Raw genomic sequence first — 15,747 nt, forward strand, 5'->3', positions numbered from 1 at the left:
ATGAGAACCCGCCGATGACCCAGAAAACCCTGCCTCCCTTGAACTGGCTGAGAGCCTTCGAAGTGTCGGCGCGTTACCTGAACTTCACCCACGCGGCAGAGGAACTGCACCTCACCCAGGGGGCCGTGAGCCAACAGATTCGCCACCTGGAGAGCCAGTTGGGCGTGGCGCTGTTCAAGCGCCTGCCCCGGGGGCTGGGGCTGACCGAAGAAGGGCAGTCGTACCTGCCGGTGGTGCAGGATGCGATAAGCCGACTGGCGGTAGGCACCAACGAAATCTTCGGGCAACGCCAGCGCCGGCCGCTGAAAGTGCGCGGCAGCCTGTCGTTCCTGCACTTCTGGCTGGCGCCCCGGCTGGCCGATTTTCGGCGTTCGCACCCACAGGTGGACATCCGCTACATCAGCAACCTGTGGGTCAAGGAACTGGATGCCGAGGACGACCTGGAAATCCGCTGGGGCAGCGGCCAGTGGGCCGGTGTGGAAGCGCAGCGCCTGACCCGCGACTTGTTGGTGCCGGTCTGCTCGCCTGCGCTGATCGCCGATTGCCCGTTGCGCGAGCCGCGCGACCTGGCCCGTTTTCCGCTGCTGCATGTGCTGGGTTACGAGGAGGGGTGGGGCTACTGGCTGGAGCGTGTCGGCGCCGATCAGGTCGACTCCTCCTGCGGCCTGCAGTTCGACACGCTGGTGGCGACCTTGCGCATGGCCGAGCTGGGGCTAGGGGTGGCGCTGGCACGCTCGTCGTTGGTCGAGGACTTGCTGCAGGAGGGGCGGCTGGTGGCGCCTTTTGCCCAGCGCATCGAGGCGAGCGAGTCGTTTTACCTGGTACGCGGTCTGGGTGAAGCGTTGTCCACGGATGCCCAAGCCTTCAGCCACTGGCTGGTGGCGATGGCCCACCGTTAATCAAAATACTTACCTGGAGCACCGATGCAGTACACATCCACGCGCGGCAACGAGATACGGGTTGATTTCCGCACGGCGCTGCTGTCCGGTTTGGCCGACGATGGCGGGCTTTATGTGCCGACTGCGGTGCCTGCATTCAGCCAACAGGAAATCGCCAGTTGGTCCTGGCTGCCGTTCGATGAACTGGCCTGGCGGGTGATGGCACCGTTTGTCGGCGATACTCTGGACGAGCCTACCCTCAGGGCGCTGGTCAGCGACAGCTATCGGGGGGTCAAGCACCGTGGCATCGCGCCACTGCAGCAGATTGGCCATAACGAATGGATCCTGCAGCTGTTCCATGGGCCTACCCGCTCCTCCAAGGACTTTGCCGCTCAGTTGCAGGCGCGGCTCATCCGCCATTTCCTGGGGGCCGATTGCGATCGGGTCATGCTGGTCGGTGCCAGCAACGGCGATACGGCCGTGGCAGCTATCGAGGCCTTGCGCCATTGCCCGACGGCACGCTTGCTGGCGCTGTATCCCAGTGCAGGGACGCCGGCAGACCGGGCGGCGGTGATGCGCAGTGCCGCGAGCGACAGCGTCAGCTGCGTGGCCGTGGATGGCAGCTTCGATGACTGCCAGTCGCTGGTGTCGGCGCTGCTGCGCGCATGGCCGTGCCCTGAACTGATTCCAGTCAGTTTCAACTCGACCAACTGGGTCGGTGTGCTGGCGCAGATCGTGTTCTATTTCCACGCGGCGCTGCAGTTGGGCGGGGGGATACGGCCGGTTGGCTTCAGCATCCCCACAGCCAGTTTCGCCGAGATCTACGCGGGGTTCATTGCCCAGAAAATGGGCCTGCCGATCAACCAGATCATCGTCTCTACCAACCGCAACGATGCCTTGCACCGGTTCATCCACTGCAATCGCTACAGCCGTTGTTCAACCAGCCAGACCTTGTCGCCGGTCATGGACTTTTCGCTGTTCTCCAACCTGGAGCGCTTCGTCTGGGAGCTGTATGACCGCGACGGCGGGGCGACCAGGGCGCTGATGGAGCATTTCGAGGATTGTGGCGAGCTGAGCATCGGCAACCGCCAGTGGCTGCATGCACGCATGCTGTTCGACTCGTATGCCGTGGACGATGCGCTGATCCGCGAGGAAATCGTCACGCTGTTCCGCGAAACCGGCAGTGCGGTCGACCCTCATGCGGCAACCGGGGCTTTCGCCGGGCGCCTGCACCGGCGCAACATTGGCGCGCCCATCGTCACGCTGGGGCAGTTCGCCCCGGAAAAGTCCGCCGCGCTGCTGGCGGAACTGGGCGCCTGGCACGGTGAGGTGCCAGCCGGCGTCGTTGGCACCGCAGGCGGCGGGCCGCTGCTGGCGCCCGAGGACCTGGCGGGGGTTCATGAACTGCTGGCCCAGTTGCAGGCCAGGCGATGAAGCGCATCCTCGACCCCCTGGACGAGCGCATTCTCGCCGAACTCACCGCCAATGCGCGTATCGCCCATGCCGAACTGGGGCTCAAGGTGAACCTGTCGCGCAATGCGGTACGCCAGCGCATCGAGCGTCTGGAGCGCGACGGGGCCATCCAGGGTTACACCCTGCGCATTGGTGAGGGGCGAAGGCCGACGTCGTTGATCAACGCGGTGATCTTCGTCTACCGCTATGACCGTATGCGCGGTGAGGCGGTGCTCGATGCGCTGCGCCAGATCCCCGAAGTGATCCAGTGCGAAGTGCTCAGTGGAGAGTTCGACCTGCTGCTGCGCGTCGAGGCCTCCAGCCCGGAGCGGGTGCATCACGTGTGGAAGGAAATCGCTGGCATGCCCGGGGTCGAGAACACGGTGACTTCGTTCGTCCTGGCCACGGTGATCTGAGCCACGTTTCTTGCGCCTGATGGCCATCGCCACGACAACGCCGCCCGGGTTTGCGCCCAGGCGGCGTTGTGCATTCCGGGGGCGTTCAGGGGGGATCGGGCACTGGCCAGATTGGCCAATAAATACAGCGGATTGCCATATTCAACTGGCATGGCACGGCTCTTAGGCTTGTCCTCATCGACCAATCGCCTGGAAAGGACAGCAAACCATGACCGAATACAAGATCGCACTCGTTGGCTTTGGCGGCGTGAACCGTGCCCTGGCCCAACTGATCGCCGAACGCAACGCGCGCTGGCAGCAAGAGCTGGGCTTTGGCCTGAAGATCGTGGGTGTCACCGACCTGTTCCTGGGCTCGGTAATCGACCGCGATGGCCTGGATGCCGCCATGCTGGCTGCGTTGCCCGCCCAGAAGGGGGCCTTGGCACAGATCCCTCAGGGGTCGGCAGAGGCATTCAACGAGTCGGTGATCAAGCAGTCGGGCGCCGACATCATCGCCGAAGCCACCTTCACCAACCCCAAGGACGGCGAGCCGGCAGCCACTTTCTGCCGTTGGGCACTGGAAGCAGGCAAGCACGTGGTCACCACCAACAAGGGGCCGATTGCCTTGCATGCCCAGTCGCTCAAGGCCTTGGCCAAGGCCAATGGCGTGTCGTTCGAATACGAAGGCGCGGTGATGAGCGGCACGCCGGTGCTGCGCATGGCGCGCCAGACCCTGGCCGGTGCCGGCCTGGTGGGGTTCGAGGGCATCCTCAACGGCACCTCGAACTACGTGCTCACGCGCATGGAAGAGGGGCTTGGCTTCGCCGAAGCAGTGGCCCAGGCCCAGGCGCTTGGCTATGCCGAGGCAGACCCGACTGCTGATGTGGAAGGGCATGACGTGCGCCTGAAAGTGGTCATTCTTGCCAACGAGTTGCTCGGCGCCTGCCTGCAGGTGAGTGATGTTTCCTGCAGCGGTATCAGTGCCATCGACAGCGCAGCTATCCAGCAGGCCCAGGCAACGGGCCAGCGCTGGAAACTGATCGGCAGTGCCAGCCGTGAAACCGGTGGCTCGGTGCGTGCCAGCGTCGAAGCGCGCCTGTTACCCGGCAACCACCCTCTGGCGGGTATTTCCGGTGCCACCAATGCGGTTGCGTTCAACACCGAACTGCTGGGCGCGGTGACCGTGTCCGGCCCAGGTGCGGGACGTGTCGAAACGGCATTCGCCCTGCTGTCGGATATCGTCGCCATCCACACAGCTGGCCGTTCGGCCTGAGGAGCACCGTTCATGAGCCTGACTTCCGTGTCCCGGGTAGCTTTTCAGCAACCTGCCCTGATCGATGTATACAGCCCCTTCGACGGTAGCCTGGTCGGCAGCGTCGCCAATCTCACGGCCGATGCCGTGCCTGGCCTGCTCGCCCGTGCCCGCCAGGGCGTGCGCGAAAGTGCCGCGCTGCCCCGGCATCGACGCGCCAGCATTCTCGAACAGGCCGCCCGTCTGATCGAGCGCGATGCCGCAGATTTTGCCGGCCTGATTGTCGATGAAGCGGGCAAGACCCTGCGCCAGGCCGAGAAGGAGGTGAAGCGTTGCATCAACACGCTCAAGCTGTCCGCCGAGGAAGCGCGGCGCAACGCCGGTGAAGTGGTGCCTTTCGATGCCTATGAAGGCTCCGAATCGCGCCAGGGCTGGTTCACCCGCGAGCCGCTGGGGCTGATCCTGGCCATCACCCCGTACAACGACCCGCTCAACCTGGTGGCACACAAGCTGGGGCCGGCCATTGCCGGCGGCAACGCGGTTATTCTCAAACCCTCGGAGCTGGCCCCGCTCTCGGCGCTGAAACTGGTTCAGTACCTCACCGCTGCTGGGCTGCCGGAAGCCGTTGTCAGCGTTGCCACCGGAGGCGCCGAACTGGGCAAGGCCCTGGTCGCCGTGCGCGAAGTGCGGATGATCTCCTTCACTGGCGGCTTCGCCACGGGCGAGCAGATCGCGCATGGCGCCGGCCTGAAAAAGCTGGCCATGGACCTGGGCGGCAACGCCCCGGTACTGGTACTTAAAGACTGCGACCTCGAAGCCACTGTCGAGTCGTGTGTGTCGGGGGCGTTCTGGGCCGCCGGGCAGAACTGCATCGGCACTCAGCGCATCCTGGTGGACGCCTCGATCTACGAAGCGTTTCGCCAGCGCTTCGTGGCCTTGACCCAGGCTATGGTGCTGGGCGACCCAGGCCAACGCGATACCGACATGGGGCCGATGATCAGCGAAGCCGCTGCGCGGCAGATCGAAGAACGCGTCAACCAGGCCCTGCAAGGTGGCGCCCGCCTGCTTTGCGGCCACAAGCGCCAAGGGGCCAGCTATGCGCCGACGGTGCTGGAAGGTGTTGACCATGCCAGCCGGCTGTGGCGTGAAGAGGTATTCGCACCGGTGGTGATGCTGGCGCCCTTCGAGGATATCGAGCAAGCCATAGCACTGGCCAATGCGCCGGAGTACAGCCTGCATGCCGGCGTGTTCACCCGTGACTTGTCCTTGGCGCTGAGCCTGGCCAAGCGCATAGAGGCCGGTGGCGTGATGATCAACGACTCGTCCGACTACCGCTTCGACGCCATGCCGTTCGGTGGTTCCAAGTATGGCAGCCTCGGGCGCGAGGGGGTGCGGTTCGCCTACGAGGACATGACCCAGCCCAAGGTCGTCTGTCTCAACCAGTTGGGTTAAGGGGAGGAACCTTGATGATCGAACGGTATGGATCAGGCGAGCGGATGTCGCTGGCGGTCAGCTACAGGGGCCTGTTCGAAACGGCCGGCGTAGTCGCGGACGACCTGCGCCAGGATGTGCAGGGGCAGTTGCGTCAGGCGTTGGATACGATCGATGGGTTGATGGCAGCGGCCAACGTCGGCAAGGAACACTTGACCCGGGTTCAGTTATGGATTGCCGACTACAGCCACTTCGACCTGGTCAATGAGGTGTACGACGCCTGGTTGCAGAGTTTTCCGAAACCACCACGGGCCTGTGTAGGCGCAGACCTGGGAGAGGGTTACCTGGTCGAGGTACAGGTATTTGCCGTGTGCCCTGGGCGCTCCTGAGCCTAAGCGACCGATGCCCCCGGGTCAGCGCACGGCTCGGGGCACCGCCCTTACGTAGATCAGTTCGCTTGCCAGCTCCACCAATGTCTGTGTAATCACAGCTGCCGCCGCCAACCCGCGCATTTCTTCGGGCAGGGCCAGCGCCAACGGCAACACCACCAGCGAGTTGCGCGTGGCGGCGCTGAAGGTTACCGAGCGTGCCTCGGTCACCGGCAAGCGCAGCACGCGCGCCGCAACAAACCCGAGCACTGGCGCCAACAGCATGAAGCCGATGTACACCGGGACCACCGGCAGCAACCGGTCGAAATCACGCAGCACCACGGCTATCTGCGAGGCGATGACCACCACCAGCACCAGGACCATGGCCGGTACCGGCATCCACGCCCAGGCGTCGTTCCAGGTCGAGACCGTGCGCGAGCGACGGGCGCCGGCGCTGGTGAGCACGGCGAGGACCATCGGTAGCACGATCAGCAGCACGAAGGCTTTCACGAACGGGGTGACGGAGATGGCCACGTTGCTGCTGTCACCCAGCATCAGCGCCAGATACACCGGCAACAGCACCAGTTGCAGCAACAGCAACACGGGGGTGGCGGCCAGGGTCAGGCGTGAGTCGCCTTTCCCGATATGGGTGAACACCACCACGTAGTCGATGCACGGTGTGAGCAGTACCAGCAGGGCGCCGACAAGGATCGCCGGATGTGCGACCAGGCCACGGGTCATGGTCCAGACCAGCAGTGGCACGAGGATGAAGTTGGCCAGCAGCAAGGCGGCGATGAAGCGGCGGTTGCCCAGGCCCTGGCGCAGGTCGAGGAAGGGGATTTGCAGGAACATCGCGTACATCAGCACGGCAATGGCGGGGGTGACCAGGGCTTCCAGATGGTGCGCGGTGTCGCTGGCCAGCAGGCCGAAGGCGAGGGCGGCGAGCACGGCGGCGAAGTAGATCGGGATCTGCCGGGTTTCGAGTTGTTCTCTGGTCAAGGTAAGCCCTGTGTCCGCTGATGTTAAAGGGGCACAGGGTAATACGTTACGCCCTGGCAGGGCGCGCATTTGAGGAAAAGTTGGAGCTTGTCAATCCGCGTTGAGCCAATCGACTCCCCGCTCTTGAATGAGCATGTTCAAACTACCTGGATGGGCAGCCGGGTAACAGGCCAGAAATGCACCGACGGGGTAGATGTAGTGGGCCTCGACGGGGTGCCCCTCGGCACTCGCCAACGTGATTTCACAATCAGGGCCCTCGCACTGTGTGAGATCGAATGGTTGATCGGTTTGAGCATTGACCACTTTCCACAAGCAAGGGTCGCTGGCTTCTATGGGTTGAACATTTATCAAACCATTGGCGTTGGCGAATACGCCTTCGCCGAAATGCTTGCCGCTGCGCACATACAGGCGGTAGCCATCATCAAAATGGCGAAAATACAGTAGCAGCGGTAGCGCACTGGGGCCTTTGTCAAAGGTGATCAGCCCAGTCTCCTTGGCCAGTTGCCAATCTTCAACCGAGCAATCAAGCATGCCAACTGCACAGCTACCATCGATGCCAGGCCCAAACCCGTCAATCGGGTTACTGAGGATGATGGGCCCTGTGCAGATGCTGCCCAGCGTATTCAGAGGGCAGTCGGCTACTTGCAGGACTGCGGTAAATGACAGTGATTTGTGATCGGCCACGGCGTGTCTCCGGTTGGGTACAAGAAGGGGCAGGCTAAGCCGACCCTGATGAAGCACCCATTCGGAACTGGTTCCGCGCAGTGGCGGAAAACGAAAAAGCCCGGCACTAGGCCGGGCTTTTTCACTGCAGGCTAGCGCCTATCAGTTGCCGTAAACCGGCAGCTGCTTGCAGATGGCCTTGACCTTCTCACGTACGGCGTCAATCACCGCTTCGTTGTTCAGGTCAGCCAGGATGTCGCAGATCCAGCCAGCCAGTTCTTTACACTCGGCTTCCTTGAAACCACGGGTGGTAACGGCTGGGGTGCCGAAACGCAGGCCCGAGGTGACGAACGGCGAACGTGGGTCGTTCGGTACCGAGTTCTTGTTGACGGTGATGAAGGCTTTGCCCAGCGCGGCGTCAGCGTCCTTGCCGGAGATTTCCTGCTTGATCAGCGACAGCAGGAACAGGTGGTTCTGGGTGCCACCGGAAACCACGTCGAAACCACGCTCGATGAACACGCTGGCCATGGCCTGGGCGTTCTTCACCACCTGCTGCTGGTAAGCCTTGAACTCAGGCTGCAGGGCTTCCTTGAAGCAGATGGCCTTGGCAGCGATGACGTGCTCCAGCGGGCCACCCTGGGCGCCCGGGAAGACGGCGGAGTTCAGCTTCTTCTCGATCTCTTCGTTCTTGCGAGCGAGGATCAGGCCGCCGCGCGGGCCGCGCAGGGTCTTGTGGGTGGTGGTGGTGACCACGTCGGCGAACGGAACAGGGTTCGGGTACACGCCAGCGGCAACCAGGCCGGCAACGTGGGCCATGTCGACGAACAGGTAGGCACCAACCTTGTCGGCGATGGCGCGGAAGCGGGCGAAGTCCAGAACCTGCGAGTAGGCCGAGAAGCCGGCAACGATCATCTTCGGCTTGTGCTCGACTGCCAGGCGCTCGACTTCGTCGTAGTCGATCAGGCCGTTGCTGTCGATGCCGTACTGGATGGCGTTGTACAGCTTGCCCGAAGAGCTGACGGAAGCACCGTGGGTCAGGTGGCCACCATGGGCCAGGCTCATGCCCAGGATGGTGTCACCGGCCGACAGCAGGGCCAGGTAGACGGCAGCGTTGGCCTGGGAGCCGGCGTGCGGCTGGACGTTGGCGTAGTCGGCGCCGAACAGCTGCTTGGCACGGTCGATGGCCAGTTGCTCGACGACGTCGACGTACTCGCAACCACCGTAGTAGCGCTTGCCCGGGTAGCCTTCGGCGTACTTGTTGGTCAGGACCGAGCCCTGGGCCTCCATGACTGCCGGGCTGGTGTAGTTTTCCGAAGCGATCAGCTCGATATGCTCTTCCTGGCGCAGAGCTTCTTGCTGCATGGCTTCGAACAGCTCGGCGTCGTACTTGGCAATGGTCAAATCACGGCTGAACATGGCGGTCCTCAAGGATCGGGGTGAATTGGGGGGGCATTCTAACCGATTGATTGGCGGCTGGCATATGAAGTGGCATCAAGTCGCGGACCAATGGGCTTCATGTTGCATCCCGCGCCGTGTCTGGGCTGGGCGGGGAATGGAATTGACTCGCAGGTCCGTTTTTCTCTGCGGTATTCAGCCGTAACACCGTACCTGTGGGAGCGGGTTTACCCGCGAAGAAGGCAACGCGGTGGATGGCACCGGCTTCGCCGGTGTTCGCGGGTAAACCCGCTCCCACAGGGATCGCCGCAGGCAACGCATCAATGGAACATGAACAGCGTCTCGTTGGCGAACTGCGCCTCGAACTGATGCGCCGGCATCGGCCGGCCGAACAGGTAGCCCTGGACCTCGTCGCAACCATGCTCGCGCAGGAACTCCAGCTGCTCGTGGGTTTCCACCCCTTCGGCGATCACCGCCAGGTTGAGGCTGTGGGCCATGGCGATGATCGCCCGGGCAATTTGCGCATCCTGCTCGCCTTCAGGCAGGCCATCGACGAAGGTGCGGTCGATCTTCAACACGTCGATGGGGAACTGCTTGAGGTAGTTCAGCGATGAGTAACCGGTGCCGAAGTCGTCTACCGCGATGCTCAGGCCGAGGTTTTTCAGGCTGGCGAGAATCTGCATGGCTTCGTCCACTTCGCGCATCAGGATGCTTTCGGTCAGCTCCAGCTCCAGGCACGCCGGTGGCAGGCCGGTTTCTTCAAGAATGGTAGCGATGCGTGTGCCCAGCTGGCCGTCGGAGAACTGCCGCGCCGAGATGTTCACCGACACCTTGGGCACGCGCACCTTGGCCTTGTGCCAGGCCTTGAGCTGGCGGCTGGCCTCGCGTAGTACCCAGTCGCCCACGTCCACCACCAGGCCCAGCTCTTCGATCACCGGGATGAAGTCACCCGGCGGCACCAGGCCGCGCGTCGGGTGGCGCCAGCGCAGCAGCGCTTCGGCGCCGGTCAGGCGCTTGCCGTCGCCGCTGAACTGCGGCTGGTAGTAGAGGATGAATTCATTCTGCTCCATGGCATGGCGCAGGTCGCTTTCCAGCTCCAGGCGTTCCAGGGCACTGGCGTTCATCTCCGCCTGGTAGAACTGGAAGTTGTTCTTGCCGCGTTCCTTGGCGTGGTACATGGCGGTGTCGGCGTTTTTCATCAGCTGGCTCAGCTCGCTGCCATCCTGCGGGCTGAGGGCAATGCCGATGCTGGCGGTGACGAAGAACTCGCGGTTTTCCAGCACGAACGGCCGCACCAGGCTGCCGAGGATGTTCTCGGCCACGTGGATGGCGCGGTTGAGTGCCATCTCGCGGGTAGCGCGCGGTTGCAGCAGCAGGGTGAACTCGTCGCCGCCCATGCGCGCCACGGTGTCGTCGTTATCCACACAGGCCAGCAGGCGCTGGGCCATGTCCTTGAGCATGCGGTCGCCGGCGGCGTGGCCGAGGGAGTCGTTGATCGGCTTGAACCGGTCCAGGTCGAGGAACATCAGCACCACCCAGGCCTTTTGCCGCTCGGCCTGCTGCAGGGCGTTGTACAGGCGGTCCTGGAACAACGAGCGGTTGGGCAGGTGGGTGAGGGCGTCGTAGTAGGCCAGGCGGTGAATGCGCTGTTCACTGGCCTTGCGCTCGCTGATGTCGGTGAAGAAGCACACGTAGCTGGCCAGGTCGCCTTCGTCGTCCAGCACCGCGGTAATGCCGACCCAGGCCGGGTAGTGGTCGCCGTCGCGGCGCTTGAGCCAAACCTCGCCCTCCCAGCTGCCGCGCTGGTGCAGTTGCTTGACCACGTAGCGCAGGTGGCCCTCCTGCTGTTCGCCGACGGTGAGCAGGCCCGGCAACTGGTCGAGCACCTCGCTGACGGCGTAACCACTGACGCGGCTGAACGCTTCGTTGGCCTGGACGATATAGCCGGCCGGGTCGGTGATGAGAATGGCCGAAGTGGAGTGCTCGAATACCGTCGCGGCCATGCGCAGGTCTTTCTCGGCACGGCGTTGCTGGCTGATGTCGCGGCCCACCCCGAGCACGCCTTCGAAGCGCTCCTCATCGTCCCACACCAACACCAGGCGCAGTTCGATGGGGATCTTGCGGCCATCGGCGCGCAGGCAGTCGAACAGGAACAACTGGGTCGGCAGCTGGCTGCGCAGCTGGGCCAGTTGGGCCGGGTCGCCCATGGCCTTGCTGACGCGCTCCATCAGGCTGTAGATGCCGGTGAGCTGGGCCGGGTTGGCGATGATCGACTGCCAGCCGTTGGTAAAGATCCAGTCGGCCTGGTAGCCCAGCACGGCCTGCACCGAGGGGCTGACGTAGTTGAGCTGGAGCAGCCTGTCGGTGGAGAAGATCACGTCGCTGATGCTTTCGGCGAGCATGCGGTAGCGCTGTTCGCTGTCGCGTAGCGACTGGCTGGCCTCGATCTGCACCGTCACGTCCTTGCCCACGCCGATGATGCGCGTCACCAGGCCATCGGCGTCACGGGTCAGCACTTGTTCGCGGATGTCGTAGCAGCGCCAGCCGCCATCACGGTGGCGGAAGCGCAGCTGGCAGTGCAGCGGCTGATCATGGCCGCTGTCGCGCTGTTGCTGGCGCAGTGCCTGGTAGTGCGCCGCGTCCTCGGGGTGCAGCAGCAGTTCCCAGAAGCGGTCGCCCATCTGCGCCAGCTCGGTACGGTCGTAGCCCAAGGTCTGGCCAAGGTGGCGGTTGCTGAAGATCATCCGCTGGTTGAGCACGTCCTGCACGTACAGCTGGTCGGGCACGGTGCGCACCACGTCCGACCAGAAGCTTTCACGCTCCAGCAGCGACAGTTCCACCTGCTTGCGGCTGGTGATGTCGCTGATGCTGAGGATGACCGCCTGGTAATCACGGCGTTGCTGCGGCAGGCGGGCCATCAGCCACAGGTGCAACTCGCCACCCAGCGGCGCCGGCAGACGCACTTCCAGTTCCAGCAGCGGGCGTTGCTCGATCAGCGCGTCGATCAGCTGCATGCCGACGCTGTCGCGGCCATCGCCGGTGCCGTCGATCAGGCGCTGCCAGGCACCTTCGTGGCAGTCGATGTTCAACAACTGGCGAGCCACCTGGTTGATCTCGGTGATCTTCAGCTCCAGCAGCAGCGAGCGGCGCAGGTTCGGGTCCAGGGCCAGGCTGTGCTTGAGCGCGGCACGGTTGCGCAGGTGGTAGCGGTCGAGTTTGCCGGGCAGGCTGGACAGGTCGAGCACGCACAAGGCCACGCCGGTGCCTTCGAAGATATCCTGGTAGCGCCGGCGGTCTTCCTGTAGCGCCCGTTGGCGGCGGCGCATGCTGATCAGGGCCAGCACCGGCAGCAGGGCGCAGAACAGCACCAACAGGCATTTGCCGAGCAGCGCCGGCAGCAGCTTCTGCCGGGCCTGCTTGGCGTCGAACAGGCCGCGCAACTGCCAGGTACTGTTGTCGAGGAAGGCCAGCATCACGCTTTGCAGCGGTTCATTGCTGGTATCGGCCGGCGCGTGGCTTTGCAGCACCTCGCCGTTGCGGCTGTTTTCCAGCAGCCACAGCGGGTGGCCGGCACCGTCGAGGTCGAGGGTGAGGGTGCGGTAGTAGTCTGGCGACAGGCGCAGCAGCCAATAACCACGGTCCTGTGCGGTGACCTGACGTAGCAACAGGTAGAGGGTGCGGTTGTCGGCCGAATTGCTGAAGAAGTACGGGCGGCCGTGGTTCAACCTGAGCAACTCGTCAAGCAACTGGCGGTCGGGGCTGCCGGCCAGGCTGTCGGCCTGCACCTGCCCGGTAGCGTCCAGCCAGGCCATGTTCTGCAGGGCCGGCAGGCGCTCGCGCAGGGTGCCAAGCAGGCTGGGCAGGGCCTTGGGCGCCGGCGCCTTGAGGTAGGGCTGCACCACATTCATGGCCTGCTGGGCCTTGAGCGCCATGTTCAGGCTCAGGTGGTCGGCCTGTTCGGCGGTGGCGTCCAGGCTCTGTTTGCGCAGGTCGGCCTGGGTATGGTTGAACTGGGCGAACAACTGCCACAGCAGTAGGCCTAGCAGGATCAGGGCCAGCAGCGCCAGCGCACCCTTGATCGACCCGCGCAGCGAAGCGACGGGTGTCTGTGGCGCGGAACGCAATGACGACGGATGTGTAAGATTGGTCAAGCGTTGATCCTGCGATTGGGCTGGCGATGGCAGGGATGGATCATGCACGGTAAGCGCCGGTGGCTGGTTGCCAGACCGCGGTGGTGCACTATAAGGCCGGACACCTGAAACGGGCTAGCATGCCTAGGAATGTGGCAAAGTGCCAGTCCGCTGGACCGGTGGTGCCTGCCCGGTGGTTCGGCAAGCCCCTGCAACCTGTGCGAGAATAGCGCCCGCTTCAAATGACAACGCATCGGAGATGTTCGGTTTTGGTTACTCACTTTTCCTCCAATGGCCTCGATTCCGCCTGCGGGCGCAGCAGTCAGACCCTTGTCAGCACTGCCGTGACCGAGGACGTATCCTGCAAGTCTTGCCAGCGTTCGCTGAGCAAACCCGAGGCGGCAGCTGTCGCCAAGAGCAAGGCCCCATCGCTGGCTGAGCTGCGCAAGACCGCCAAGGCGGCAGCAGAGCCGGCAGTTGCCGTGGCCGAGGTCAAGCCGGCGGCCAAGGTCGTCAGTGTGCCTGCGGCCGCCAAACCGGCCAAAGCTGCCGAGCAGCAGCCTGCTCGCAGCGGTGGCTTCAGCGTGAAGTCCGCCTGGGCCGCGCGCCTGGCCGAGCAGGGCGACCGCTGCCGCTTGCCGCGGGGCAAGGCCAGGCAGCGTCACGTCTGAGTCATCTGCCGCTGTACCGGCCCTTTCGCGGCTAAAGCCGCTCCCACAGGGATATCACTGCCTTCGAGCACTGTGCAGTTCCTGTGGGATTCCACAGGGATATCACTGCCTTCGAGCACTGTGCAGTTCCTGTGGGATTCCACAGGGATATCACTGCCTTCGAATACTGTGCAGTTCCTGTGGGATTCCACAGGGATATCACTGCCTTCGAATACCGTGCAGTTCCTGTGGGAGCGGCTTTAGCCGCGAAGGGGCCAGTACAGGTAGTAGATTTCCTCCAGGGATCACCGCGATCTCCCTCCACCATCCGCCCCTCCTATGCAACGCTGCGCGTTGGCGTAGAATGGTCGACTTTGTTCAATGACACCCCGTAAATACATCCCCCTGGCCAGCGCGCCGGGGCGATCGTCGATGTCTTTATCTATCTGAATTAGAGGGCTTGGTTTTGGCTCAATACGTCTACACCATGCATCGGCTGAGCAAGGTCGTGCCGCCGAAGCGGGAAATTCTCAAGAACATTTCCCTGTCGTTCTTCCCGGGCGCCAAGATCGGCGTGCTCGGCCTGAACGGTGCGGGTAAGTCGACCCTGCTGCGGATCATGGCGGGCGTCGACAAGGAATTCGACGGCGAAGCCCGTCCGATGCCCGACATCAACGTTGGCTACCTGCCGCAGGAACCGCAACTGGACCCGAACAAGTCGGTGCGCGAAGTGGTCGAGGAAGCGGTCAGCGTGATCAAGGACGCCCAGGCGCGCCTGGACGAGGTTTACGCGGCCTACGCCGAACCGGATGCCGACTTCGACAAGCTGGCCGCCGAGCAGGCCAAGCTGGAAGCCATCCTGCAGGCCGCCGACGGCCACAACCTGGAGCGCCAGCTGGACGTCGCCGCCGACGCCCTGCGCCTGCCGGCCTGGGACGCGCGCATCGAGCACCTGTCCGGTGGTGAGAAGCGCCGCGTGGCCCTGTGCCGCCTGCTGCTGTCGGCCCCCGACATGCTGCTGCTGGACGAACCGACCAACCACCTGGATGCCGACTCGGTGGCCTGGCTGGAGCGCTTCCTGCACGACTTCCCGGGCACCGTGGTAGCGATTACCCACGACCGTTACTTCCTCGACAACGTCGCCGGCTGGATCCTGGAACTGGACCGCGGCGCGGGCATCCCGTACGAAGGCAACTACTCGGGCTGGCTGGAAGCCAAGTCCGAGCGGCTGGCGCAGGAATCCAAGCAGCAGAGCGCCCACGAGAAGGCCATGAAAGAGGAACTGGAGTGGGTGCGCAAAGGCGCCAAGGCTCGCCAGTCCAAGTCCAAGGCCCGTCTGCAGCGCTTTGAAGAAATGCAGTCGCAGGAATTCCAGAAGCGCAGCGAAACCAACGAGATCTACATCCCGGCCGGTCCGCGCCTGGGCGACAAGGTCATCGAGTTCAAGAACGTCACCAAGGGCTACGGCGACCGCGTGCTGATCGACAACCTGTCGTTCTCCATGCCTAAAGGTGCCATTGTCGGTGTAATCGGTGGTAATGGTGCCGGTAAGTCGACCCTGTTCCGCATGCTGATGGGCAAGGAACAGCCGGACTCGGGCAGCATCGAGATCGGTGAAACCGTGCAGCTGGCCTGTGTCGACCAGAGTCGCGAGGACCTGGACGGTGGCAAGACCGTGTTCCAGCAGGTTTCCGACGGTTCCGACATGATCCGCATTGGCAACTACGAGATCCCGTCGCGTACCTACGTTGGCCGCTTCAACTTCAAGGGCGGCGACCAGCAGAAGTTCGTCAAGGACCTGTCCGGTGGTGAGCGTGGCCGCCTGCACCTGGCCCTGACCCTGAAGGAGGGCGGTAACGTCCTGCTGCTCGACGAACCGTCCAACGACCTCGACGTCGAAACCCTGCGTTCGCTGGAAGAAGCCCTGCTGGACTTCCCGGGCGCGGCGATCGTGATCTCCCACGACCGTTGGTTCCTGGACCGTGTGGCTACCCACATCCTGGCGTACGAAGACGACTCGAACGTGGTGTTCTTCGAGGGTAACTACACCGAGTACGAAGCCGACCGCAAGAAGCGCCTGGGCGATGCTGCTGCCCAGCCGCACCGTGTACGGCACAAGAAGCTGGCCCAGTAA

Annotated in this window: 12 protein-coding genes; 8 read left to right on the forward strand and 4 right to left on the reverse strand. The window is 63.7% G+C overall.

Going from position 1 to position 15,747, the window contains the following annotated elements:
- Nucleotides 1-14 precede the first annotated feature (14 nt).
- The 6 genes from FQ664_RS03895 to FQ664_RS03920 all read left to right on the forward strand — a co-directional run bounded on the left by FQ664_RS03895 (nt 15) and on the right by FQ664_RS03920 (nt 5,797).
- Nucleotides 15-899 carry a LysR substrate-binding domain-containing protein gene (locus tag FQ664_RS03895; RefSeq protein WP_144170481.1) on the forward strand — a complete coding sequence of 295 codons (885 nt, stop codon included), beginning with the start codon at nt 15-17 and terminating at the stop codon, nt 897-899.
- Nucleotides 900-923: 24 nt separating this feature from the next.
- Nucleotides 924-2,312, forward strand: coding sequence for a threonine synthase (locus tag FQ664_RS03900; RefSeq protein WP_144170482.1), 1,389 nt, complete (start codon nt 924-926; stop codon nt 2,310-2,312).
- Nucleotides 2,309-2,746, forward strand: coding sequence for an Lrp/AsnC family transcriptional regulator (locus tag FQ664_RS03905; protein WP_144170483.1), 438 nt, complete (start codon nt 2,309-2,311; stop codon nt 2,744-2,746). The genes FQ664_RS03900 and FQ664_RS03905 overlap by 4 nt, the downstream gene beginning before the upstream one ends.
- A 208-nt stretch (nt 2,747-2,954) precedes the next feature.
- Nucleotides 2,955-3,998, forward strand: coding sequence for a homoserine dehydrogenase (locus FQ664_RS03910; protein WP_144170484.1), 1,044 nt, complete (start codon nt 2,955-2,957; stop codon nt 3,996-3,998).
- A 12-nt stretch (nt 3,999-4,010) separates the two neighbouring features.
- Nucleotides 4,011-5,429, forward strand: coding sequence for an aldehyde dehydrogenase family protein (locus tag FQ664_RS03915; protein WP_144170485.1), 1,419 nt, complete (start codon nt 4,011-4,013; stop codon nt 5,427-5,429).
- Between the two features lie 44 nt (nt 5,430-5,473).
- Nucleotides 5,474-5,797, forward strand: a complete 324-nt coding sequence (locus tag FQ664_RS03920; protein ID WP_144170756.1) for a RidA family protein — start codon at nt 5,474-5,476, stop codon at nt 5,795-5,797.
- Between the two features lie 24 nt (nt 5,798-5,821).
- Here FQ664_RS03920 and FQ664_RS03925 read toward each other — a convergent pair whose 3' ends face one another.
- From FQ664_RS03925 to FQ664_RS03945, 4 genes are all read right to left on the reverse strand, one after another.
- Nucleotides 5,822-6,775, reverse strand: coding sequence for an arsenic resistance protein (locus FQ664_RS03925; RefSeq protein ID WP_144170486.1), 954 nt, complete (start codon nt 6,773-6,775; stop codon nt 5,822-5,824).
- Nucleotides 6,776-6,865: 90 nt separating this feature from the next.
- Nucleotides 6,866-7,459, reverse strand: coding sequence for a hypothetical protein (locus FQ664_RS03930; protein WP_144170487.1), 594 nt, complete (start codon nt 7,457-7,459; stop codon nt 6,866-6,868).
- A gap of 141 nt (nt 7,460-7,600) precedes the next feature.
- Nucleotides 7,601-8,854 (reverse strand): serine hydroxymethyltransferase, encoded by a 1,254-nt coding sequence (glyA, locus tag FQ664_RS03935; protein WP_144170488.1) that lies wholly within the window; start codon nt 8,852-8,854, stop codon nt 7,601-7,603.
- Between the two features lie 299 nt (nt 8,855-9,153).
- Nucleotides 9,154-12,984, reverse strand: a complete 3,831-nt coding sequence (locus FQ664_RS03945) for a sensor domain-containing protein (protein WP_144170489.1) — start codon at nt 12,982-12,984, stop codon at nt 9,154-9,156.
- 248 nt (nt 12,985-13,232) lie between these two features.
- Between FQ664_RS03945 and FQ664_RS03950 the strand changes: the two genes are divergently transcribed.
- Together FQ664_RS03950 and ettA are read left to right on the forward strand one after the other, a co-directional pair.
- Nucleotides 13,233-13,634: a hypothetical protein gene (locus FQ664_RS03950; RefSeq protein ID WP_144170490.1), complete on the forward strand. Its 402-nt coding sequence runs from the start codon at nt 13,233-13,235 to the stop codon at nt 13,632-13,634.
- 445 nt (nt 13,635-14,079) lie between these two features.
- Nucleotides 14,080-15,747 (forward strand): energy-dependent translational throttle protein EttA, encoded by a 1,668-nt coding sequence (gene ettA / locus FQ664_RS03955; protein WP_015268893.1) that lies wholly within the window; start codon nt 14,080-14,082, stop codon nt 15,745-15,747.

The organism is Pseudomonas persica (genome assembly GCF_900291015.1).
In the GTDB taxonomy this organism is placed as follows: domain Bacteria; phylum Pseudomonadota; class Gammaproteobacteria; order Pseudomonadales; family Pseudomonadaceae; genus Aquipseudomonas.